The organism is Paenibacillus sp. J22R67, from assembly GCF_059692175.1.
In genome coordinates this window covers 42,785-64,146 of sequence record NZ_JCAUAX010000010.1, presented here as the reverse complement: position 1 = coordinate 64,146, position 21,362 = coordinate 42,785, and the positions used below count along the sequence as shown (strand labels likewise).

The 21,362-nt window shown below is 48.2% G+C and carries 20 protein-coding genes; 16 read left to right on the top strand and 4 right to left on the bottom strand.

Annotated features, from left to right (window positions below; translation table 11 throughout):
* Positions 1–57 precede the first annotated feature (57 nt).
* Positions 58–1,932, bottom strand: a complete 1,875-nt coding sequence (locus tag AC58VC_RS28975) for a PAS domain-containing sensor histidine kinase (protein ID WP_497373921.1) — start codon at positions 1,930–1,932, stop codon at positions 58–60.
* A 213-nt stretch (positions 1,933–2,145) separates the two neighbouring features.
* Here AC58VC_RS28975 and AC58VC_RS28970 point away from each other — a divergent pair, with 213 nt between their 5' ends.
* The 14 genes from AC58VC_RS28970 to AC58VC_RS28905 all read left to right on the top strand — a co-directional run bounded on the left by AC58VC_RS28970 (position 2,146) and on the right by AC58VC_RS28905 (position 14,308).
* Positions 2,146–3,501 (top strand): TrkH family potassium uptake protein, encoded by a 1,356-nt coding sequence (locus tag AC58VC_RS28970; RefSeq protein ID WP_497373919.1) that lies wholly within the window; start codon positions 2,146–2,148, stop codon positions 3,499–3,501.
* Between the two features lie 71 nt (positions 3,502–3,572).
* Complete coding sequence (locus AC58VC_RS28965) at positions 3,573–4,067, top strand: hypothetical protein (RefSeq protein WP_497373917.1); 495 nt, start codon at positions 3,573–3,575, stop codon at positions 4,065–4,067.
* Positions 4,030–4,560, top strand: coding sequence for a hypothetical protein (locus tag AC58VC_RS28960; protein WP_497373915.1), 531 nt, complete (start codon positions 4,030–4,032; stop codon positions 4,558–4,560). The genes AC58VC_RS28965 and AC58VC_RS28960 overlap by 38 nt, the downstream gene beginning before the upstream one ends.
* Positions 4,561–4,710: 150 nt before the next feature.
* The gene (locus AC58VC_RS28955; protein WP_497373913.1) at positions 4,711–5,913 is read left to right on the top strand and encodes an MFS transporter; all 1,203 of its coding nucleotides are present in this window, start codon (positions 4,711–4,713) and stop codon (positions 5,911–5,913) included.
* Positions 5,914–6,526: 613 nt separating this feature from the next.
* Positions 6,527–6,958 carry a GNAT family N-acetyltransferase gene (locus tag AC58VC_RS28950; protein WP_497373911.1) on the top strand — a complete coding sequence of 144 codons (432 nt, stop codon included), beginning with the start codon at positions 6,527–6,529 and terminating at the stop codon, positions 6,956–6,958.
* Positions 6,959–7,099: 141 nt separating this feature from the next.
* The gene (locus AC58VC_RS28945; RefSeq protein ID WP_497373909.1) at positions 7,100–7,654 is read left to right on the top strand and encodes a DUF402 domain-containing protein; all 555 of its coding nucleotides are present in this window, start codon (positions 7,100–7,102) and stop codon (positions 7,652–7,654) included.
* Positions 7,655–8,260: a signal peptidase I gene (gene lepB, locus AC58VC_RS28940; protein ID WP_497373907.1), complete on the top strand. Its 606-nt coding sequence runs from the start codon at positions 7,655–7,657 to the stop codon at positions 8,258–8,260.
* 33 nt (positions 8,261–8,293) lie between these two features.
* The gene (gene queG, locus AC58VC_RS28935; RefSeq protein WP_497373905.1) at positions 8,294–9,472 is read left to right on the top strand and encodes a tRNA epoxyqueuosine(34) reductase QueG; all 1,179 of its coding nucleotides are present in this window, start codon (positions 8,294–8,296) and stop codon (positions 9,470–9,472) included.
* Complete coding sequence (locus AC58VC_RS28930; RefSeq protein WP_497373903.1) at positions 9,469–10,023, top strand: methylated-DNA--[protein]-cysteine S-methyltransferase; 555 nt, start codon at positions 9,469–9,471, stop codon at positions 10,021–10,023. The genes queG and AC58VC_RS28930 overlap by 4 nt, the downstream gene beginning before the upstream one ends.
* A 66-nt stretch (positions 10,024–10,089) precedes the next feature.
* A complete protein-coding gene (locus AC58VC_RS28925; protein ID WP_497373901.1) occupies positions 10,090–11,121 on the top strand; it encodes an HD-GYP domain-containing protein in 1,032 nt (343 codons plus the stop codon).
* Positions 11,122–11,211: 90 nt separating this feature from the next.
* On the top strand, positions 11,212–11,421 hold the full coding sequence (locus tag AC58VC_RS28920) for a YneF family protein (RefSeq protein WP_047687552.1): 210 nt from the start codon (positions 11,212–11,214) through the stop codon (positions 11,419–11,421).
* Positions 11,422–11,556: 135 nt separating this feature from the next.
* Entirely contained in the window at positions 11,557–12,135 is a 579-nt protein-coding gene (locus AC58VC_RS28915) for a TetR/AcrR family transcriptional regulator (protein ID WP_497373899.1), read from the top strand.
* A 27-nt stretch (positions 12,136–12,162) separates the two neighbouring features.
* Entirely contained in the window at positions 12,163–12,753 is a 591-nt protein-coding gene (gene folE / locus AC58VC_RS28910) for a GTP cyclohydrolase I FolE (protein ID WP_145668982.1), read from the top strand.
* Between the two features lie 235 nt (positions 12,754–12,988).
* Positions 12,989–14,308, top strand: coding sequence for a deoxyguanosinetriphosphate triphosphohydrolase family protein (locus AC58VC_RS28905; protein ID WP_477498485.1), 1,320 nt, complete (start codon positions 12,989–12,991; stop codon positions 14,306–14,308).
* A gap of 334 nt (positions 14,309–14,642) precedes the next feature.
* Here AC58VC_RS28905 and AC58VC_RS28900 read toward each other — a convergent pair whose 3' ends face one another.
* On the bottom strand, positions 14,643–15,644 hold the full coding sequence (locus AC58VC_RS28900) for an alpha/beta hydrolase (protein WP_497373896.1): 1,002 nt from the start codon (positions 15,642–15,644) through the stop codon (positions 14,643–14,645).
* A gap of 310 nt (positions 15,645–15,954) precedes the next feature.
* On the opposite strand from AC58VC_RS28900, the gene AC58VC_RS28895 reads away from it, so the two are divergent.
* Complete coding sequence (locus tag AC58VC_RS28895; RefSeq protein ID WP_497374324.1) at positions 15,955–16,698, top strand: IclR family transcriptional regulator; 744 nt, start codon at positions 15,955–15,957, stop codon at positions 16,696–16,698.
* A 93-nt stretch (positions 16,699–16,791) separates the two neighbouring features.
* Positions 16,792–17,682, top strand: coding sequence for a cation diffusion facilitator family transporter (locus AC58VC_RS28890; protein ID WP_497373894.1), 891 nt, complete (start codon positions 16,792–16,794; stop codon positions 17,680–17,682).
* Positions 17,683–17,756: 74 nt separating this feature from the next.
* Here the strand turns inward: AC58VC_RS28890 and sleB are convergent, their stop codons facing one another.
* Together sleB and acnA are read right to left on the bottom strand one after the other, a co-directional pair.
* Positions 17,757–18,389, bottom strand: coding sequence for a spore cortex-lytic enzyme (gene sleB / locus AC58VC_RS28885; RefSeq protein WP_497374322.1), 633 nt, complete (start codon positions 18,387–18,389; stop codon positions 17,757–17,759).
* 225 nt (positions 18,390–18,614) lie between these two features.
* Complete coding sequence (gene acnA, locus AC58VC_RS28880) at positions 18,615–21,332, bottom strand: aconitate hydratase AcnA (RefSeq protein ID WP_497373892.1); 2,718 nt, start codon at positions 21,330–21,332, stop codon at positions 18,615–18,617.
* Positions 21,333–21,362: the final 30 nt, after the last annotated feature.

Here is a 21,362-nt window from a genome sequence, read left to right as displayed (position 1 = left end):
GGTAGAGAAAGAGCCATCCTGGAGGCAGAATGGCTCTAAGTCTCTGATAGCACATAACTAGCTAAAAGTTGGAAGGCAAACTTCGACCGTTGTTCCTTCATTCTCTTTACTGAATACGCTTACCGTTCCATGGTGGCTTTCAATAATTTTTTTGCTGACCATGAATCCAAGGCCTGTGCCTTTCTCCTTAGTTGTGTAGAAGGGCTGTCCAAGCTTCGACAAAATGTGCTCGGGGATTCCGCAACCATGATCGATGAAACGCAGAATGAGGCTGTTCTCGTTCCATGTTTTCACTTGAATGAGGAGGGTTCCGCCAAGTGACATAGCCTCTATCGCGTTCTTAATGAAATTAATGCAAACCTGCTTCAATTGATTCTGATCGCACAAAATCGGGGAAAGACCAGATTCACATTCCGTTATGATTTCGACATTATTAAGAATCGCTTGGGATTCTAGCAATGTAGTGACTTGAGCAAGAATATTGCGAATATCTTTGCGATCGGAGTGGATCATCTGAGGCTTAGCCAGAATTAGCAGCTCGCTGAGAATCATTTCGATACGCTCGATCTCCGATGACATAATCTCATAATACAATTTCTTCTCGGAAACCCCTGATTTCATGAGCTGAATGAAGCCTTTAATCGCTGTGATCGGATTGCGGATCTCATGGGCGATTCCCGCAGCCAATTGACCAGCGATAGACAGCTTCTCCGAGTTAATTAGCAACTGCTCAGCCTGTTTCTTTTCCGTAATGTCGTGACAGGTACCAGCTATGCCAATAATATGGCCAGTCGTGTCATGAATAGGAGATAGCGTCGTGCTCACATCAACCATAGTTCCGTCTTTGCGCAGTCTAATCGTTTCGAAACCGATCACCGATTGCCCGGAGAGGACCTGTTCGTGAAGTGCCCTTGTCTGATCAACGAGATTTGGTGGGGTAATGGGCAGCGATTGATGAATAATTTCTTCTGATTTCCACTGAAAAAGCTTACCGAATGCCGCATTGGCTTCAACGACCTTTTCGTCACGGTCGATGACCCAAATCGCGTCCCCATTGTTCTTGATGAAAGATTCAAGTCTTTCCTTAGTCGAGCAGAGTTCATCTTCGGCTTGTTTACGTTTCGTAATATCTCGGCCGACGGCAACGATCTTCTCGACATCGCCGGCTTCATTGCGAATCATTTTGACAGTCGTTTCGAACCAAACGTAATGGCCCTGTTTATGACGAACACGGCATATAAACATATCGACATCCGAGTTTTTAAGGAGACAGCGCTCATCCAAAGCAAGCAGATCATCCGGATGCCAAAGATCCATCATTCTATTTCCTACGATTTCGTCCATTTCATAGCCAAGCAAATTACGTACAGCCGGAGAAATATGACGAGTTACACCCTCTGGTGAGGCAATTGTAATGATGTCCAGAGCATGATCGGAAATAATACGATATAGTTCATGAACCTGTTCTAAATGTATCATCATGCTGACACGATAGTGGGCGTCCTTTTCATGGAGAAGGCGTTCTTTCTCCCGCAGCTCGATTTCCGCTTGCTTTCGATCGCTGATATCGATAATTTGAGATACGAAGAAGGGCGAATGACTATCCTCATCTTGAGCAAGGGAAACAGCCAATAGAGACCAGACGATACGTCCGTCTTTATGAAAGTACCTTTTTTCCATTTGGTAGGAATCCCGTTTGCCTGCAAGCAGTTCTGTCATTAATTGTAGATCAAGGACCAAGTCCTCCGGATGGGTGATCTCCTGAAAAGTCAGGGTGGACAACTCCAACTCCGAATACCCTAGGATGGAGCAAATAGCTGGATTAGCTTTGAGAAAGCGCCCATTCAATGCAACGAGAACCATGCCGATCGGAGCATATTCAAAAGCTTGTATAAATAAAGATTCATTTATTAATCTTCGGTCTATGGACATGGCCAAAACTACCTCCGCTACGGGCTTAACTTAACGCATGATTCCAATGAAGTGTTCTACTAGGGAGGGGCTTATTCCTGCCTCTACGACTTATAATTTAGGTGGAAAGTCTTAGAATGAGGCGAGGATTCCTCTTAAACTGACAGTTCTTTACATTGCTTCTACCAAATTATACAATGATCGCAAACTCATTTACTTACGGAGCTGCCCGCAATGATAAATAATTCGAGAAAGAAATTCCGCTTAAGTCCCCCTCAAGTGCTCGCTATTGGGTTTGTTTTGATCATTTTCGTAGGGTCTATCCTGCTGTCTTTGCCCATTTCCTTAGAGGGGGAAGGCCAAATGACCTGGAACGACGCCCTGTTCATGGCAACCTCTGCCACCTGTGTAACGGGGTTGTCTGTGATCAATACAGGCGCGCATTTATCAAACTTTGGGGAAATTGTACTTATTCTTCTTGTTCAAATTGGCGGTCTTGGTTTTATGACCATGTCCACACTCATTGCACTCGTTCTGCGCAGACGCATCTCTTTCCAGGAGCGTCTCATTCTGCAGGAAGCGATGAACCATGAGTCCACGGAAGGGATCGTTCGGCTTGTGCGAAAAGTCTTGATTTACGCGCTCTACATTGAGCTGGCTGGCGCTGTGCTGTACGCGATTCGCTGGTCGTTTGAGATGCCTATCGGCCAGGCCGTGTACTTCGGCATTTTCCACAGCATCTCGATATTCAACAATGCCGGGTTCGATCTATTTGGCAGCTTGCCTGACCGACCCGGTAGTTTGATGCATTATGTCGAAGATCCTGTCATTAACATCGTCTCTATGCTTCTTGTCATTCTAGGCGGAATCGGATTTATCGTGATTTCCGACTTGCTGACCTATCCCAAGAATAGAAAGCTAACCCTGCACAGCAAGGTGGTGCTTAGTGCTTCGGCTGCGCTCATATTCATCGGCGCTCTTGTCATCCTTATTTTCGAGTTCACGAATACGCATACACTGCAACCTCTCTCGCCTATGGGCAAGCTGCTCAGCTCTCTGCTGCAGTCCGTTTCGTCACGTTCAGCAGGCATTAATACGATCGATATTCCACTAATGCGTCAGGCAACGCAATTCTTCATCATTATCATGATGTTTATCGGGGCTTCGCCTGGTTCCTCCGGAGGGGGCATCAAGGTGACGACCTTCGTTATTCTTGTCGGCGCCGTCATCGCGATGATGCGAGGCAATGAGGAGATTGTGCTGTTCCGCCGGCGTATTTCGAAGGATCGGATCTATAAGGCGATTACATTTACGCTGCTTTCCTTTTCATTAATTGTCATTGCCACCATTGTTCTTACCATAACAGAGAGCTATCCGTTCCTTGGCGTATTGTTTGAGGTCACATCGGCTTATGCGACAGCAGGGATGTCCATGGGGTTAACATCGCAGTTGACGGAATTCGGCAAGGTTTTTCTTGCGGTTCTGATGTTCATTGGGCGGCTTGGGCCCGTTACACTCGCCTACATTTTGATTCCGCTGCCGGAGAAAGAGCATTATCGCTACCCGGAAGGGAAGATTACGATTGGATAACTTATTGAATACAGAGCCTTCAACTGGGAATAGTAAGGTAAAACTTTTCCTAATTGGAGGTTTTTTCTACCGTGTTCTTATTAAATGTTTGCACGACATTGATAGCCATTGGCGCAGTGGTTTCCTTGAGAAAGATACCCAAGCTTTTTGACCGATTCGAAAAATGGGTGTACTACATGGTCATCTTAATTGCGATTGAACAACTGCACTCAGCGATTGTAGATAATTTCAAATTGATACAATTTACCGAATCGTATTCGGCCTTTTTCTTTTATAAGCTCGTTCAAATCATTATTTTCCCGATTGCCACCTTGTGGCTGCTCGTTCCTATTTTTCAGGCGAATACACGTTTTCTGATCAAAATCCTCTATATAGGCATCTGGTTTTCAGCCTTAACGGGTTCTTATCATTTATTTCAGCTCTTTGGTATTTTGAAATTAACGGGGTGGAACGTCGGTTATTCCGCGGTGATCTGGTATATCGCTTTGCTGGAATCAACCTGCTTCTGCCTGGTCTTTAGAAAAATGCTTGGAAAGTGTGACAGCCATGATCCTGTATCCACCTGAACGCTTTGATATCAATGAGTGGTTCACCTTGATTTCACTCGCTGTCACAGTAACCATCGCTTTTCTGCTGCCCAAACGTTTCTCTCCCATTGCGATTACTGTATATACCGTGTTTACAGTATGTATATCGCAGTCGGTTGATTCGCTGATTGCTGTTAAACCCTTCGATATGTACGATGTAAATGATAGCTCCAAGTATGAGCTGATGGACATTGTTATTTACTATATTAGCTATCCTCCATACACCTACATCTTTTTGTATTTTTATGATAAATGGAAATTTACAGGTATAGTCCGGATCATATATGTGGGCGTATTCTCGGGGCTGTCCGTATTATTTGAATGGTTGGCCTGCCTTTGTCACGTGTTCACGTTTAATGGATGGAAGCTGTGGTACTCACCTTTTGTGTATCTTGTCGTGTTCACGTTATACATGATTGTTTATCATGTGACAGAAAAAGTATTGAGGGAATATAAAGCTCGGAGCCACTGAAATCAGGTGGCTTTTTTATTTGGTTGATTTAAAATTTCTACTATAGGGATAAAGATGATAAAATAAGGTTATCGTTTCGCGGTTGTCGGGAGAGATAAGAGAGTGGACGAGCACTTACGTGCAGAAAAAATCATTAGGAGGGGAAATGACATGGAATTTTCTTGGAAGCGAAATCTGGTTACATTGTGGATCGGCGTTTTTTTCTGTGGGATGGCTTATACCATATCGGTTCCATTCTTGCCGATATTCCTGCACACGGAGCTTGGGATTGATAAAGGGCTCGAAGCATGGTCGGGCATAACATTTGGGATTACTTTTCTTGCCAGCGCTTTAATTGCACCCTACTGGGGATCGCTTGCCGACAAATATGGTCGCAAACCGATGCTCATCCGCTCAGGGTTCAGTTTAAGCGTTCTTTATTTTGCGACGTTTTTCGTGCATGATCCTTATTTGTTCTTAGGTGTACGAATCCTGCAGGGACTGCTTGCCGGCTTCGTTCCAGCCGCCATTGCGCTAGTTGCCACGAACACTCCGGAGAAAGAAGTCGGTTACGCCCTTGGCGTTATGTCTACGGCAGGGGCTGCTGGAAGCGTGATTGGCCCTCTAGTTGGCGGTTTTGTCAGCCACTGGGTAGGGAACAGGGAGTCTTTCCTGGTGTCTGGCTGTGTCGTATTGGTCGCGGCCTTCATCGGCCTATTCGGAGCCAAGGAGAAAAACTTCAACCGCTCAGCCGTGCGTTCCAGCGTCTGGGATGACTTGAAATCGGCTGCGCACAACCGCTCATTCATGATGATCCTCGGCGTCACCATGCTGGTGGCTACCTCGGTCATGATCGTTGAGCCGCTGCTTACCATCTATGTGCTCCAAATGGGAGGCACCCAAAGTTCTGCGTCGCTAAGCTCAGGCATCATCTTCTCAGCGGTTGGTGTAGCGACAGTCATCGCTGCGCCTCGATGGGGCAAGCTTGGGCAAAAGCTCAGCTACTCCAAAACACTGTTCATCGGGCTGCTAGGCGGAGGGATTGGTAATCTGCTGCAGCTGGGCACTCATCATTTGCTGGCGTTTGGCATTCTGAGGTTTAGTTATGGGCTGTTCTTCGCGGCCGTCTATCCGGCGTTAAACGCATTGATTGTGAAATTTACCGACCCCAGCTTTCGGGGCAGGGCCTTCAGCCTCAACCAATCAGCTACGCAGCTTGGGACGATGAGCGGGCCGATCATCGGTGGCTTCTTGGGCGGCTGGCTCGGCATCCCTCTGGTTTTTGCCATCAACGGACTTGCGCTGATCGGCGTGGCATTTTTCTACAAATATCGCGGCCCGCAAGTGGTCGTTAAAGAGTCGACAGCGACTTAGCCTGATAAAAGTTATCCATGAGTGTCTGTAAAGACATTCTGGGTAGCTTTTTTGCTGAAGCAGGACGCCTCCGCTATGCGCGGATAACAACGATGAGAAAAGGTCAGCTTCGCGCCCGTAAGCGGTCTGCAAGGATGATTTACATCGTTACAGATGCCTTCAACGTATCACGGGGGATGCGGAATGATGTTTCTCATCGTTGCAGCATGAGAAAAGGTCAACCTTCGCGCCGTACGCGGTCTGCAAGGATGATTTACATCGTTAGAGATGCCTTCAATGTATCACGGGGGATGCCGAACGATGTTTCTCATCGTTGCAGATGCCTCCGCAGTGTTCCACGTTCCATCGAATGATGTTTCCAATCCAAATATGCAGGTAATCCCACATCAGGTCGATCTCCAATCCCCGTCAAGCCAGGGGATAAGTGGACGAATCGCGCGCAATTTGTTGAAAACGCTTGCATTTAAGCGCTTTCACGAGGTTTTTAGAAAAAAACAAAGATTTTTGTGAATTTTAACACATTTTCAGCAGGATTCCGTCCTTTTTTGTCGTATTTACTAAATTACCATAAAATTAATCCTAACAAATGAATAGGGGATTGGGAGAGAACCGTATGCATGTTCGTTCATTTCAGCTTGGTGATACGTCTTCGGTGACATCACTTTTACAGGATGTTTTGTCGGAAACCTGCTATGAGGAAACGATGGAAGCATTTGCTCGTCAACTTTCTTGGGATACGGAGCTTGTGCTGGTTGCACAAGAAGAATCAGAAATCGTGGGCATGATTATTGGCACCATCGATAACAACAATGGCTATTACTATCGAATTGCAGTTGCCACAGAGTATCAGCGTAAAGGTATCGGAAAAGCTTTGATCGAAGCAATGAAAATGAGGTTCCTCCAACGGAACGTGAACAAAATTATGGTAACGGTGGACGTCCATAATGAAGTCGTACTCCCTGTGTATGAGTCAGCAGGTTATAGTACATCTGATTTTTCCCGTGCGGCGCACCGCTTGAGCATTGTAAAGAAAGTCAGCGTGTAGCCACGAAGTGACGTGAGTGAAATCGAATAGATTTGAATCTAGGGAAGCATATCTGTGCCGCCATTGCATTTGGGGGTCAGATATGCTTTTCTATATAATAGGGGAACTTATCGGCAGCTATCAATAGAGGAGCTTTGAGACATGGATAATTTCGCGCCGTATGTGATAAAAAGCTTCAAGCATGACGGACACTTACATCGGATGTGGCTCACGAATTGGCGAGTGCCGCCGCACGTCCTGCATGCCGACCATCTCCAGCTAGACATGATGGTGTTCATTAACAGCCAGACGAAGATTCAGGAAGCTGACGGTAAGGAATGGGTCAGCCGTATTCCGGGCGTTTCTTTTTTCCTTCCCAAGCAATGGTTTAATATTGTTGCTCTTATTGAAGATACAGGAGTGAGATATTACTGCAATGTGGCGTCTCCCATGTATGTGACTGGCCAAGTGCTGACTTATATCGACTACGACCTTGATGTGATTCGAATGCCGGATCGTTCCGTGCATATCGTAGATCAAGATGAATATGAACGTCATAAACTGAATTATCACTATTCAACACTTGTTGAGTCAAAAGTGAAGGATGGACTTGCCGCCATTTTGGAATTGGCAAGTACGGATAACCCGCCATTTCAAGATGACTTGGTGATGCATTATTACGAGCAGTGGGAAAAGCATTGGAACGGAGGAGCATAAATGAGCTTCTTTGTAGGCCGCAATGAATCGAATCAAGCAGCTTCACAGCCCAGGAATGTCAAACAGGCAGAGGTAAGGAGCCTCACCCATGAGCTGTGGGATTGGACCAAATCCATCCTTGTAGCTCTTCTTGTCGTTATTCTTGTGCATCAGTTTGGATTTAATCTGTCCACGGTTCGGGGACATTCGATGGATCCGACGCTGCAAGAAGGAGAATGGCTGTTTGTGAACAAGGCGATTACCTACTTTAAATCGCCGCAACGGGGTGAAATCGTCATCCTGAAGGAGACGGAGGAGTACGCCTTTACTCAGCACCCTTTCTTAGTGAAAAGGGTGGTAGCCGTTGGAGGCGACGAGGTGCAAGGCCGAGGCGGCGCTTTGTATGTGAACGGCGCGAAGGTCGACGAGCCGTATACGGATTCGCCCATCGAGGACGGCGATTTCGGCCCGGTGCACATCGGGGAGGGCCGCGTCTTCGTGATGGGCGATAACCGCCATGCGGCAGCGAGTGCAGACAGCCGCAGATTCGGGGAAGTTCCGGCCAGCCTGATTCAAGGCCGGGCCGAGTATGTGCTGTGGCCATTCGCCATGGCCGCTAAGCTTTAACATAGAAACGAACCTAAAAGAGGTGAAGGTGTTTTGGCGGTTTCCATCGTCGCAGCGTCAGAGACAGATGTCAGAAAACTACAGCAAGAGATCGTGGAAGCCGCGCCGTCCCTCGGTATAGATAAGATCGGCTTCACGTCAGCAGAGCCGTTCACAGAACTGAAAGACATCCTTCTCCGTCACCGCGAGAAGGGGTTTGAATCCGGCTTCGAGGAGCCGGATATCGAGAAGCGGGTACATCCCGAGCTGAGTTTCGACGTGCCGCGGTCGATCATCTCCATCGCGGTGGCATACCCGTCGAAGCTGGCTAACCCGCCCCGATCCGAGCCAGGGGCGTATCGGGGGATCATTTCGCGCTCCTCCTGGGGGAGCGACTACCATGATGTGCTTCGCGACCGACTCGCGAAGCTGGAGGCTTTCATCGCGGAGCGCATGCCTGACGCGCGATTGCAAAGCATGGTCGACACCGGCGTGCTGGTCGACCGGGCTGTCGCGGAGCGGGCCGGCATCGGCTGGTCCGCCAAAAACTGCGCCGTCATTACGCCGGAATGGGGCTCATGGGTCTATTTGGGTGAAATTATCACGAATATTCCGTTTGGACCTGATACACCGATGATGGATCAATGCGGCGACTGCACGATCTGTATCGACGCCTGTCCTACTGGAGCGCTCGTTGGCCCGGGACAACTGAACTCATCGCGCTGCATCTCCTTCATCACCCAAACGAAGGGATATATCGCTGATGAGTACAAGCTCAAGATCGGCAACCGGCTCTATGGCTGTGATACCTGCCAGATCGTCTGCCCGAAGAACAAGGGGATGAACTGGACGCATCATCCGGAGTTCGAGCCTGACCCTGAGAAGGTCAAGCCGCTTCTGATTCCCTTGCTCACCATGTCGAACAAGGATTTCAAAGAGCAATACGGACGCATCGCGGCGTCCTGGCGGGGCAAAAAGCCTATTCAGCGCAATGCGATCATCGCACTGGGGAATTTCAAGGACAGCTCGGCTGTGCCTGTCCTTACTGAGCTGCTGCTACAGGATCCGCGGCCTGAGATTAGGGCAACGGCTGCGTGGGCGCTCGGGCGCATAGGCGGCGAAGATGCCGCTGCTGCCCTGGACAAAGCCCAGGAGGCCGAGCAGGAGCCAGCTGTGCAGCTAGATATTGAGAAGGCGATGACAGTCATCACAAGGGAGAAGAGTCCGACATGACACACGATCAGCAGACCGCTACGAACCTCCTGTCTTATACGGAAGTTGCTACACCCATAGGTGCGCTAGTTCTCATTGCAAGCTCGAAAGGACTGTGCCGTGTCGCCTTCGGCACCTTGGCTCAGAATCAAGAGGACCTGCAAGAGTGGATTTCCCGTTGGTTTGGCAAGGGGACGGAGCTCCAAGAAGATGCAGCAAGCCTTGCGCCAACCGTGCAGCAGCTGGAGGAGTATTTTATAGGCGAAAGGTTAAGTTTTGATGGAGAGCTGGATTTGCAGGGGACGGATTTTCAGAAAAAAGTGTGGACCGCACTGCTTGCCGTCCCATACGGAGAAACAGCTTCCTATAAGCACATTGCTGAGGCGATTCAATCACCCAAAGTAGTTAGAGCGGTAGGCGGCGCGAATAATAAAAATCCGATTCCAGTGATCATCCCATGTCATCGCATTATTGGCGTAAGCGGCGACCTGGTGGGGTATGCCGGGGGACTGGACATGAAAATACATTTGCTCGATTTAGAACGCACAGAACGCATAGAACGCAACGCATAGAACGCATATGATCGCATGGAACGACCGAATATGAATCCAAACTATAACTAACCGTGGAGTGATCCTATGAAATATGTACATTTGGATTCCGTTGAGTCGGGTCAATATTTAGGTCGCACGATATTTGCCAGCAATGGTTCGATTTTGCTTTCAGAAGGCGTGCAGTTAACGGTTTTCATGATCAATACGCTCAATCGAATCGGTGTTACGATGATCTATATCAAGGATCCGAACCTGCAAGATGTGGAAATTCCCGAAATTATTTCAGAAGAAACGAAACGTATCGTTATGCAGCAAATGGGACAAACCTTCGCGGCGCTCCAATCCGGCAAGGAATTTAACTCTCGCGCTATGAGCATTTCAATCAATACTTTGCTCGATGAGGTCATGAAAAATCGGGATGTGCTCGTCCAACTGACCGACATTCGGACCAAGGATAACGAGATGTACGTCCATGCTACCAACGTCTGTATGATGGCAGTGCTCGTAGGAATTAATATGGGGTTTAATGACAGTCAGCTGAAAGAGCTTGCTATTGGCGCACTTCTGCATGATGTAGGGAAAGTTGAGCTTACCTATGACGATGAATCTTCTGACAGCAGGAAGCACCATACGTGGCGCGGATTTGAGCTTTTGAAAAACAAACGTGAATTCAGCTTGCTTATTGCCCATGTCGCCTTCCAACATCATGAAGAATTAAATGGCCAGGGCATTCCAAGAGGCTTAACCAGCGACGAAATACATATTTATGCCAAAATTACAGCTGTTGCGAACATGTATGATAACTTGCTCTTCGATACTTCCTTGGGACGCCGAATGCTGCCCTATGAGGCATGCGAGCATATGATGGCGCTGGCTGGGACGAAGCTAGATCGCGATGTGTTGATTCAATTTCTGAAAATCATTTCCATCTATCCGACTGGGGCTTCGGTTCGTCTATCGAATCGGGAGACAGGGGTCGTCGTTGGTCAGCATCGCGGATTGCCGAGCCGTCCGATCATCAGAATCGTCAAGCAGGATCAGATGGACAGAGAACTGGATATTAAGGAAATTGATTTGGCCAAACATACGACGGTTTTTATTGAACAAGTTCTGTAATTTATGGCCAAGTCATTTGTAAAGCGATAAGTAGAAATGGTATGATAAGGCAAGCAATGTAACCAATTAACACTTGCAGGGGGCAACGTTATGTGGAGTTATCTTATTCCTATTCTCACTTTGATTGTGGGCTTAGTCGGGGGATTTTTTATCGGTGTGTTTTACTTGAAAAGGCAGTTGGAATCTATGCAAAATAATCCCGAGATGCTAGCCAAAATGGCGAAGCAAATGGGCTACAACATGAATAAGCAGCAGTTAAACAAAGCGCAGCAAATGATGAAAAACCAAAAGTGGAAATAATACGGGGTGCGAGTACCCCTTCAAAGGGCTTTGCTATCTAACCGTAACAATCGGCTGAGAGCAGGAGCCCTTCGTATTATCGTCAAGTTTTGTAAAAATTAGGACATACCAGTACGATTCAGAGGTGGCTAGTCGATGGCAAGCAACAAAGACCGCATTCTGGAAGCTGCGATGGATCTATTTCATGATCATGGCTACCAAGGAACGGGACTAGAGGACATTTTGTCGAGCAGCGGGGTATGTAAAAGCAATTTTTACTATCATTTTAAAAGCAAAGAAGAACTGGGCTTGAAGGTAATTGAGCGCAAGGTCAATGAAATGCGGCAATCTGTGTTAGAGCCAAGTCTGGGCAATACTAAACTATCGCCAAAGCAGCGCGTGCTGGAATTGTTTGAACGCATGTTAAGCTTCTGCGATGAGAACGAGTGTCGTAAGGGATGTTTCTTCGGGAACTTGGCGTTAGAGCTTAGCGACTCCTCAGAGGAGCTGCGTAAGCCGTTAAGCCGCTTTTTCAGTGAGATGGAGACAGAGATTGAGGCTTGTCTGAAAGAAGGGCGGAAACAAGGAGAGCTATCGCTGCAGGGGCTAACCCCAGTCGAGCTGGCTGCACCTATCGTTTCGCTTTGGCAGGGCGGGATGCTGTTAACCAAAGCACATAAAGACAGTAGAGCTATGAGAGACGGGATCAAGGTTTTGACAGTCTGCATGGGCTAAAGGATATGAATGAGGAGAGTGGAGTAGTTGGCATCAGTCGAATACAAAAATGCGAGAGTAGCTGAGAATCGTGAGCTGATTGAACAGCATGTGCGCGAAATTTTGCGATTGATCGGGGAAGATGTGGACCGGGAAGGCTTGCTGGACACACCTGCACGCGTAACGCGCATGTATGAAGAAATATTTTCGGGCTATGAGGCGGACCCGCGGGACGTTCTTGGTGTAACCTTTGATGAGCAGCACGAGGAATTGGTGATTATTAAAGATATTATTTATTACAGCCAATGCGAGCATCATATGGCGCCATTCTTCGGCAAAGTGCACGTTGGCTACTTACCGAGCGGTAAAGTTGCGGGGTTAAGCAAATTTGCTCGTCTAGTCGATGTAATTACCCGCAAGTTGCAGGTGCAGGAGAGAATAACGTCTGAAATCGCCGATATTCTCGCTGAAGTGCTGAAGCCGCACGGCGTGATGGTCGTTGTAGAGGGCGAACATATGTGCATGTGCTCCAGAGGTGTCAAAAAGTACGGCAGCGAGACGATCACATCGGCAGTGCGCGGTTCTTTCCGTACGGATGCAACGCTGCGTTCCGAATTTTTATCTTTGATTAATCGATAATTAGCGAGTAAAAGGGGTGTGCATGGAGACAATTGTCTTGTGCAGCATCCCTTTTTTTGTAGGGAATGTGCCTTCATGGCTTGTTGGTGAATAGAGGAATATAGTATTCTTTTATAAATAAATAGCCCCACGGTGACTAGCGTACATGCCATAGCATAAACTGATAATAGCAAGAATACGAATTGCTAGGTGTATAAAGCCGGGGGTTGGCAAGAGTATCAGAGGGGGCAAGCTGATGAACAACATACGAAAATTTCGGCCTGGAGAGGCCGCTTCCTCTAAAGTGAGTGAAGAACGGGATGAATTCGAGCGGGATTACGCAAGGCTGATCCAATCGCCGACCTTTCGGCGGCTGCAGGGCAAATCGCAGGTATTCGGAGCCGGTTCAGGCGACTACTATCGGACACGGCTGACCCATTCGCTAGAGGTTGCCCAAATCGCGAGAGAAGTCGCGAAACGACTGGAACGGACGAATCCTTTTCTGCAAAAAAGAGAACATCCGGGTCTCATTATTGACCCTACCGTTGTAGAGTGTGCGTCTATTGCACACGACTTCGGCCATCCGCCATTTGGTCACAAAGGGGAAGAGGTGTTGAACCACATCCTGCTGAAGGATCATGGCCTCAAATATGAGGGCAATGCCCAGAACTTCCGCATCCTGATGTTTCTTGAAAAAAGAGCAGGCAGTGAAAGCGGTCTGGATCTCACCGCGGCCGTACTGCTCGGTATTAATAAGTATCCTTTCCTGCTGGAAGAAGAGGGCCGCCTCAAGGGGGTCTACGCCTCCGAGTGGGAGATTATCCGTGAGCTCCGGAGAGAATGGAACATGCCGGAAGGCTGCTCCACACTAGAAGCACAATTGATGGATCTATGCGATGATATCGCGTACTCTACGCATGATATTGAAGACGGCATTCGGGCTGGTAAAATCCAGATGAATGCTACATTTTTTGAGGATCAACGATTGATCCGCCATTTGGTTATGGAGATATTGAATGATCCCAACAAGCACAAATTCGGCTGGGAGCAAGTGGATATCGAGCAAATGGTCAGGAAGGTGCTGACTGATTACCTGGAGCAGTGGCAGCAGATTTTCGCCGAATGCAATCGGGAAGAGTCGCGTACGCGCAGAGAGATGAAAGCCCGCTGGGTGAGTTCGTTCGCAAGCCGTTTGGATATTTTGGATGATCCTGAGCGGGGCTGGAAGAAGGTTGCTCTCGTGAGAGACGGGGCGGAGGATATGAATCTTCTGCGGACAATGGAAATCTTAAAGAAGCTGGCGTGGGTCACGCTGATTAAGGATTTCCGGGTATTGCGCCTTCAGAAACGCAGCGAGATCATCGTCGAGCGGCTGTGGGAAAGCTTTATCGATCAAGACAGGGGAATGTGGATCATTCCACCCGATTGGATCGATAGCTACGAGCGCCGGATGGGCAACTGGAGCTGGCCGCGGTTCGTAGCGGACTATATATCCGGCATGACCGATGCGTACGCGGAGAAGGTGTATGCAGAGCTGTTTGCGAGCAAGTCCGGCTCGATCTATGAGATGGACTAGTTGCGAAGAAGTGGCAGTGTCTATATACCTGCAAAAAGTACATGAAATCTTGGCCAGATGGGTTAATTTGTGAGAGAAGATGTAAATCATACATCTAAATCGGAACAGATGACTCGAATTGGGCTGAAATGCTTAAATTTGATGCACAAAATGCATGATTTTACTCGCGTGACGGTAGTAGTTTGAATTTTGATGTACAAAATGCAGGTCCCTATTCCAGCTCGGGATGAATGGGCTTCATTGCTTCAGACGTGAGCCGATAGTGCTGGTATTCCCGCAAAAAAATATCGACCCCGCAAGGGGTCGATTTTATAGGGAGGAGGGAATACCAGAGTCAATTTACAGCAACAGCTTCTTTCGTTGTCGTTGTAAGGCCATTAAGGAAGCTCAGTGTGCTGCGCACATACTTTTTGGGTTCTGCGCGGTATAACAGCTCGTGCTGTGCTTTGGGTATAATCCAAAGTTTCGATTGCTCGTTATTTTGCACCTTAAAAATGTCCTCTACCATTTCATATGGAGCTTTGTAGTCCTCGGTTCCATGAATGAAATAAATAGGCATCGAATAAGCGGTCGAAGTGACCTTCTTATAAGGTACTTCATGTAAGCTCACTCCGTTCAGAAGTGGGAAAAATAAGCGGACGAGCGGTAGAGATGGGAATTTCGGAACATTAACAACCTGCTTCATATTGTGATAGAGAGTATCTGGATTCAGCATGAACGTGCTGTCCAGGATCATCCCTGAAATATCCGTAGTATTTTGGAGTGCAGCTTGCAGCGCTGTTCCAGCACCCATCGAGAAGCCCCAGATATAAATAGGACCACCAGATAAATGCTTAACGTAGTTAATCGCTCCGAGCAGCTCCTGTGATTCCTGAATGCCGCCGGTCATGACGTGTTCGTTGCCAGGGTGAACATACCCATAATCAAACATCAGCACATTATAGTTCTGCAAATGCAGCTCGCGGGCCAAATTATACAGCGGGACCCACAACTCTTCGCGATTGCCTCCGTAGCCGTGCGAGAAGATCACGGTTTTGTCGGAAGGAGCGGGAATGAACCAACCGTCTAAATTCGAGGATGCGTTCAAACTTGGGAACGTAACGCTGCTGTAGGGAAGACCAACGGCTCTCATGGGATCCGAGTGAAGCGGATCAATATGCGGCCGCGCCAGCGTCCAGGCAATATAGGCGTGAAAAGCAAGCAACAAAGAGGTACATAAGGTCAGGAATGAAATTAGGATGGTGAGAACCAGCCTTTTTTTGCGTAAAAGCGGACGAGTAACGACCTGATCGAGCGTAGGTTGAAGTGAGCCTGGGGATAGTGATGTTGATGACATCGCAGTACCCTCCCTCCAGAAAAGTAGTGTGTTCAAATGGGCTGCTCTGAGATGTTATAAGGAGAAAGGAATAATTATCTAAATTTTCAGATAAGTAATCTATTATCTTAATATTATTCTGAATGCGCTTACAAGTCAATGAGGGTGCGGGAAATGTAAAGCCTCTGTAACCTTTCTGTAACAATTCAAGAAACAGATGTTTGACCTTTACGCCACGTTGGAGTTTGGTTATACTAGATATAACTGGGTTTCATATAGTGAAACTATTTGATGCTTCCGCAGGCAGTTGACTATGAAAGTGGTGTTCGTCATGGAAGATAATAAGCTGACGGTGCGAGCAGTAGAGCGTGCTTTGGATATTATGCTCTGTTTTACCGAAACGACCGAACTGACGTTGACAGAAATCGCAAGTCGTGTGGATTTACATAAAAGTACGGTGCATCGCCTTCTTGCTTCTCTAGAAGGTAAGGGTTTTATTATGCGCGATGCAGCCACAGATAAATACAGACTAGGCTACCGATTATGGGAGCTGTCCGCTAATCTCTCGCAAGAGGGAGACCCCGGCATTATTCTGCTGCCGGAGATGGAAAGGCTGCGCGATCTCCTCGGCGAGACGATCTCGCTCTACGTGCAGGACGGCCTGGAGCGCATCCGCATCCAAGCCGTGCAGAGCAACCACGCCATTCGCCGTGTAGCCCCTGTAGGGGCGCGAATGCCGCTTTACGTCGGCGCCTCGAGCAAGGTGCTCGTCGCCTTCGCAGAGCCCGCTGTGCAGCAGCAGCTTCTAGCCTCGGCCGATTGGCCGACCGGGCTGGATCAGCAGGCGTTCCTGCAGCAGCTGGGCGACACCAAGCTCGCTGGCTTCGCCACGAGCGTGGAAGAGCGCGAGCCCGGCGCAGCGGCCGTGTCCGCGCCGATTATAGACCGCGGCGGCCGGCTTGTGGCCGCCCTCGCCGTATCAGGCCCAGCGAACAGGCTTACGCTGGAGCTGATGCAAGAGCAGGCGCCGCTCATTATGGAAGCGGCGCGGCGTATGGGCACGATGCTGCGTTAGCGCATCGTCCCGCAATCCTCTATCCGAGTACTTGGATAGAGGATTTTTTGCTTCTAGGAGGCCATACTAGAAGAGGGAAGGGGAGTGGCAAGTATGAAGAATACAGCCTCGATGCTGGCGATCTGGGTCAGTCTTGCCAGCAATATCGTGCTTACCGCCATCAAAATTATCGTTGGCCTTCTATTCAACAGCCAAGTGCTCATAGCCGATGGCATCCATAATGCCGGCGATGTCATTGCCACGGCGACCGCGTACAGCTCCATGCGCGTTTCGTCCAAGCCAGCTGACGTGGACCATCCGTACGGTCATGGTAAAGCGGAGGTGCTTGGCGCCTTTATCGTCGCGATTATTTTAGCCGGAGCCGCCATATACATTGGTTATCATTCCATTCATGCCCTATTCGAGCCTGCCGGCGAGGCGCATGTGATTGCTTTTATCGCAGCAGTCATCTCGCTCATCTGGAAGCAAATTCTTTACGTGTACACGATGCGGATTGGCCAGAATATGAACAGCAAAGGATTAATCGCCACAGCCTATGACCATTTGGCGGATGTCTACGCATCGATTGCCGCTTCCATTGGGATTGGTTTGGCGCTGCTCGGGGATCGCTTCGGCTATGGTTTTCTAGCATATGGAGACCCTGTGGCGGGGATTATTGTCTCGATCCTAGTATTGAAATTGGCTTATGAAATGGGACAAGACTCTTTCGGTATTCTCATGGAGCGAAGTGTGAGTACGACACAGATTGAACAGTACGCGACGCTAATCCGTTCTGTACCCGAGATCAAGCGGATTGACCGCTTGAGAGCACGCGAGCACGGACACTACATACTAATCGACGCGCGGCTTGGTGTATCGGGCACATTGACGATTCAGGAAGGTCATGATATTATTCGCGGCATTAAACAAAAGATCAAATCAGCTCATAACGATGTGGACGAGGTCCTTGTGCATTTGAATCCTTGGTACAAGGAACCTACTTAACTGGGATAAGCGAAAAAACACCTGTCATTAGGCGACTCCGTTTCGGAGCGGCCACATGAGAGGTGTTTTTCATTTTACTTGGCAAAAATATGATTGCCGATTCGAACTGTCTGCGGACGTGTCCAGATCCACTTGCTTGTTGCCGTTTTTGGATTGAAATAGTACAGGGCACCGCCAGTTGGATCCCAGCCTCGTACAGCCTCTTCTGCTGCTCGATAGGCTGTGCTATCCGGCGTCAACCAGTATTGTCCGTCATCCACTGCGGTAAAAGCTCCTGAATCAAAAATAATCCCTTCGATTGTATTCGGAAATTCACTTGAATTGAGACGATTCATGACGACGGCTGCAACCGCGACTTGTCCTTCATAGGATTCACCGCGTGCCTCGCTGTAGATCACTTTCGCCAGCATATCAAGATCCTCTTGATTTACCGAATACTTACGTAAGCTCTGCCATGTGTTAGCACCAATAATTCCATCTATCGTTAAGCCATAATTATATTGAAAATTACGCACAGCTGCGGCGGTAACTGGACCGTACACGCCATCTAGCGGCTGTTGGTAATAGCCTAACACTTTAAGACGGAACTGAGCATCCCAGACATCACCGTTTTGACTACCTGTCTCTAACGTAGTAGCCGATGCGGCTGAAGTTGGTTGGCTCCATTCGCTTACTGAAAAACCTAGACCAATCGAAGCGATCAGCATGACTAGGACGAGCCTTTTTAATGAGTTCATCTTCATCTCCCCTTTCGCTGTTACCCATTATAGGTGCGTAGGAAGGGGGTCTCAACCCGCAGTTATTACCAATGTAAGTCAATCACTTGTGGCTCTAAGGATACAGCCGCCTCCAAAATTGCAAAAAATCCGAGAATGCCATAAGGCAATCTCGGATTTCGTAAGTGTGTGTGTATTGCTTTCTTGATGGTTATCTTAGTTTTTCTCAGCCAAAATTTGGCGAAGAACGGTTTGTAGAATACCGCCATTACGGTAGTAATCCACATCAACCAAGCTATCCAAACGAACAAGTACGTTGAACTCGAAAGTTGTACCATCTTCACGAGTTGCTGTCACTTTAACCGTCGTTCCTGGTTGAACATCATTGCTCAGTCCAGTGATATCAAATGTTTCACGGCCTGTGATACCAAGTGTTTTCCAGCTTGTTCCTTCAAGGAATTGAAGAGGAAGAACGCCCATACCAACCAGGTTGCTGCGGTGAATACGCTCGAAGCTTTCAGCGATAACGGCTTTTACGCCAAGTAGGAATGTACCTTTGGCTGCCCAGTCACGGGAGCTTCCAGTTCCGTACTCTTTACCCGCGATAACAACGAGGTTTTGGCCTGCAGCTTGATATTTCATGGATGCATCGTAGATGGACTCAACTTCGCCAGTTGGCAGGTAAGTTGTTACGCCGCCTTCTGTTCCTGGTGCCACTTGGTTACGAATACGGATGTTCGCGAACGTTCCGCGCATCATGACTTCGTGGTTACCACGACGGGAACCGTAGGAGTTGAAATCTTCTCTTTTTACACCATGGTTGATCAGGTACTGACCTCCAGGGCTGTCAACTTTAATGTTACCTGCAGGGGAGATGTGATCCGTTGTAACGGAATCGCCCATGAGTGCCAAAGTTTTCGCGCTGCGGATATCAGCGATATCGTCAAGAACTGTGCCCAAATCAGTGAAGAAAGGAGGCTCTTGAATGTATGTGGAATTCGTGTCGAATTCGTACAGATCGCCTTCTGGAATCGCGATTTGGTTGAAACGCTCATTCGCACGGAATACGTTGCTGTATTTGTCACGGAACATGTCAGGGCTCATAGCGATGCCAAGAGCTTCCGCAATCTCCTGGTTTGTAGGCCAGATGTCTTTGAGGTACACAGGTTGATTGCTTTGGTCATATCCGATTGGATCGTTAGCCAAATCAATGTTAACTGTACCTGCAAGAGCATAAGCAACAACAAGTGGAGGTGATCCAAGGTAGTTAGCTTTTACTTGAGCATGAACGCGTCCTTCAAAGTTACGGTTACCGGAGATAACGGCAGCTACTGTCATATCGTTGTCAGCAACAGCTTTGCTCACTTCATCTGGAAGCGGACCGGAGTTACCGATACAAGTTGCACAGCCGTAACCTGCAACGTGGAAGCCAAGTGCTTCTAGGGACTCAAGCAAGCCTGCTTTCTTGAGGTACTCAGTTACAACCAGGGAACCTGGCGTCAAGGAGCTCTTCACGAATGCCGGTTTTCTCAAACCGCGAGCTACGGCTTTCTTAGCCACAAGACCAGCACCTAGCATAACGCTTGGGTTGGACGTATTCGTACAGGAAGTGATCGCTGCGATTACAACGGCACCAGTTCCCATTTTAACAGTCTCGCCGCCTGGGTAGACGACATCAACGACTTCGTTGATTTTCTCTTCAGTCAGACCATATCCACCTTTGTCGATTGGCGTACGGATGATGGAGTTGAAGGACTCTTTCATATTCGTAAGCTCAACACGATCTTGTGGACGTTTTGGACCAGCCAAGCTCGGTACTACGGAACCAAGATCAAGTTCAAGCACATCTGTGAATACTGGATCTGGTGTGGAGTCAGTACGGAACATACCTTGTGCTTTGTAGTAAGCTTCTACAAGCGCGATTTGATCTTCTTCACGGCCCGTTGCTCTCAAGTAGTTCAATGTTTCGCTGTCTACTGGGAAGAAACCGATTGTTGCGCCGTACTCAGGAGCCATGTTCGCAACCGTTGCGCGGTCAGCCAAGGAGATGTTGCTCAAACCAGGACCGAAGAACTCAACGAATTTACCAACAACGCCTTTTTTACGCAAAATTTGTGTAACTGTCAAAGCCAAGTCAGTCGCTGTAGCGCCTTCTGCCAAGTGACCAGTCAATTTGAAACCAACAACGTCTGGAGCTACGAAGTAAAGTGGTTGTCCAAGCATACCAGCTTCTGCTTCAATACCGCCGACGCCCCAACCTACAACGCCCAAACCGTTAATCATCGTTGTATGGGAGTCAGTACCTACGAGGGAATCCGGATAAACAACGGTTTCGCCATCGATCGTTTTTGTAGCTGCAACAGAAGCAAGGTACTCCAAGTTAACTTGGTGAACGATACCTGTTGAAGGCGGAACCGCACGGAAGTTATCGAATGCTGTTTGTGCCCAACGAAGGAAACGGTAACGCTCTTCGTTTCTTTCGAATTCTAAGTTAATGTTCATGTCAAGCGCGTCCGGGGAACCGAAAGCGTCAACCATGACAGAGTGGTCAATAACAAGGTCTACAGGAACAAGCGGGTTGATCCGTTTTGGATCTCCACCTTCACGAGCCATTGTCGCACGCATTGCCGCAAGGTCAACGACGACAGGTACACCAGTGAAATCCTGAAGAACGATACGAGCTGGAATGAAAGGAATTTCTTTGTTTTCGTCGCGGCCTTCAGCCCAGCCGGCGATTTGTTTAACGTGTTCGCTTGTAATTGCACGGCCGTCGAATTGACGGATAGCTGCTTCAAGCAAAACGCGAATGGAAACTGGAAGGTTGCTTACAGTACCGTGACCTTGGTTTTCAAAGTCAGGAAGACTGTAATATTGGAACGAGTTTGTTCCGACAGTTAACTGCTTACGCACAGAAAAAGTGTCCTTGTTGGACATAGGTAATTCCTCCTTTAATATCTTCATCCA

Excerpts from the sequence above, each read along its gene's own strand:
- AC58VC_RS28975 (WP_497373921.1), bottom strand. The coding sequence starts at position 1,932 with ATGTCCATAGACCGAAGATTAATAAATGAATCTTTATTTATACAAGCT.
- AC58VC_RS28970 (WP_497373919.1), top strand. The coding sequence starts at position 2,146 with ATGATAAATAATTCGAGAAAGAAATTCCGCTTAAGTCCCCCTCAAGTG.
- AC58VC_RS28955 (WP_497373913.1), top strand. The coding sequence starts at position 4,711 with ATGGAATTTTCTTGGAAGCGAAATCTGGTTACATTGTGGATCGGCGTT.
- AC58VC_RS28950 (WP_497373911.1), top strand. The coding sequence starts at position 6,527 with ATGCATGTTCGTTCATTTCAGCTTGGTGATACGTCTTCGGTGACATCA.
- AC58VC_RS28945 (WP_497373909.1), top strand. The coding sequence starts at position 7,100 with ATGGATAATTTCGCGCCGTATGTGATAAAAAGCTTCAAGCATGACGGA.
- lepB (WP_497373907.1), top strand. The coding sequence starts at position 7,655 with ATGAGCTTCTTTGTAGGCCGCAATGAATCGAATCAAGCAGCTTCACAG.
- AC58VC_RS28930 (WP_497373903.1), top strand. The coding sequence starts at position 9,469 with ATGACACACGATCAGCAGACCGCTACGAACCTCCTGTCTTATACGGAA.
- AC58VC_RS28925 (WP_497373901.1), top strand. The coding sequence starts at position 10,090 with ATGAAATATGTACATTTGGATTCCGTTGAGTCGGGTCAATATTTAGGT.
- AC58VC_RS28920 (WP_047687552.1), top strand. The coding sequence starts at position 11,212 with ATGTGGAGTTATCTTATTCCTATTCTCACTTTGATTGTGGGCTTAGTC.
- AC58VC_RS28915 (WP_497373899.1), top strand. The coding sequence starts at position 11,557 with ATGGCAAGCAACAAAGACCGCATTCTGGAAGCTGCGATGGATCTATTT.
- AC58VC_RS28905 (WP_477498485.1), top strand. The coding sequence starts at position 12,989 with ATGAACAACATACGAAAATTTCGGCCTGGAGAGGCCGCTTCCTCTAAA.
- AC58VC_RS28900 (WP_497373896.1), bottom strand. The coding sequence starts at position 15,644 with ATGTCATCAACATCACTATCCCCAGGCTCACTTCAACCTACGCTCGAT.
- AC58VC_RS28895 (WP_497374324.1), top strand. The coding sequence starts at position 15,955 with ATGGAAGATAATAAGCTGACGGTGCGAGCAGTAGAGCGTGCTTTGGAT.
- AC58VC_RS28890 (WP_497373894.1), top strand. The coding sequence starts at position 16,792 with ATGAAGAATACAGCCTCGATGCTGGCGATCTGGGTCAGTCTTGCCAGC.
- sleB (WP_497374322.1), bottom strand. The coding sequence starts at position 18,389 with ATGCTGATCGCTTCGATTGGTCTAGGTTTTTCAGTAAGCGAATGGAGC.
- acnA (WP_497373892.1), bottom strand. The coding sequence starts at position 21,332 with ATGTCCAACAAGGACACTTTTTCTGTGCGTAAGCAGTTAACTGTCGGA.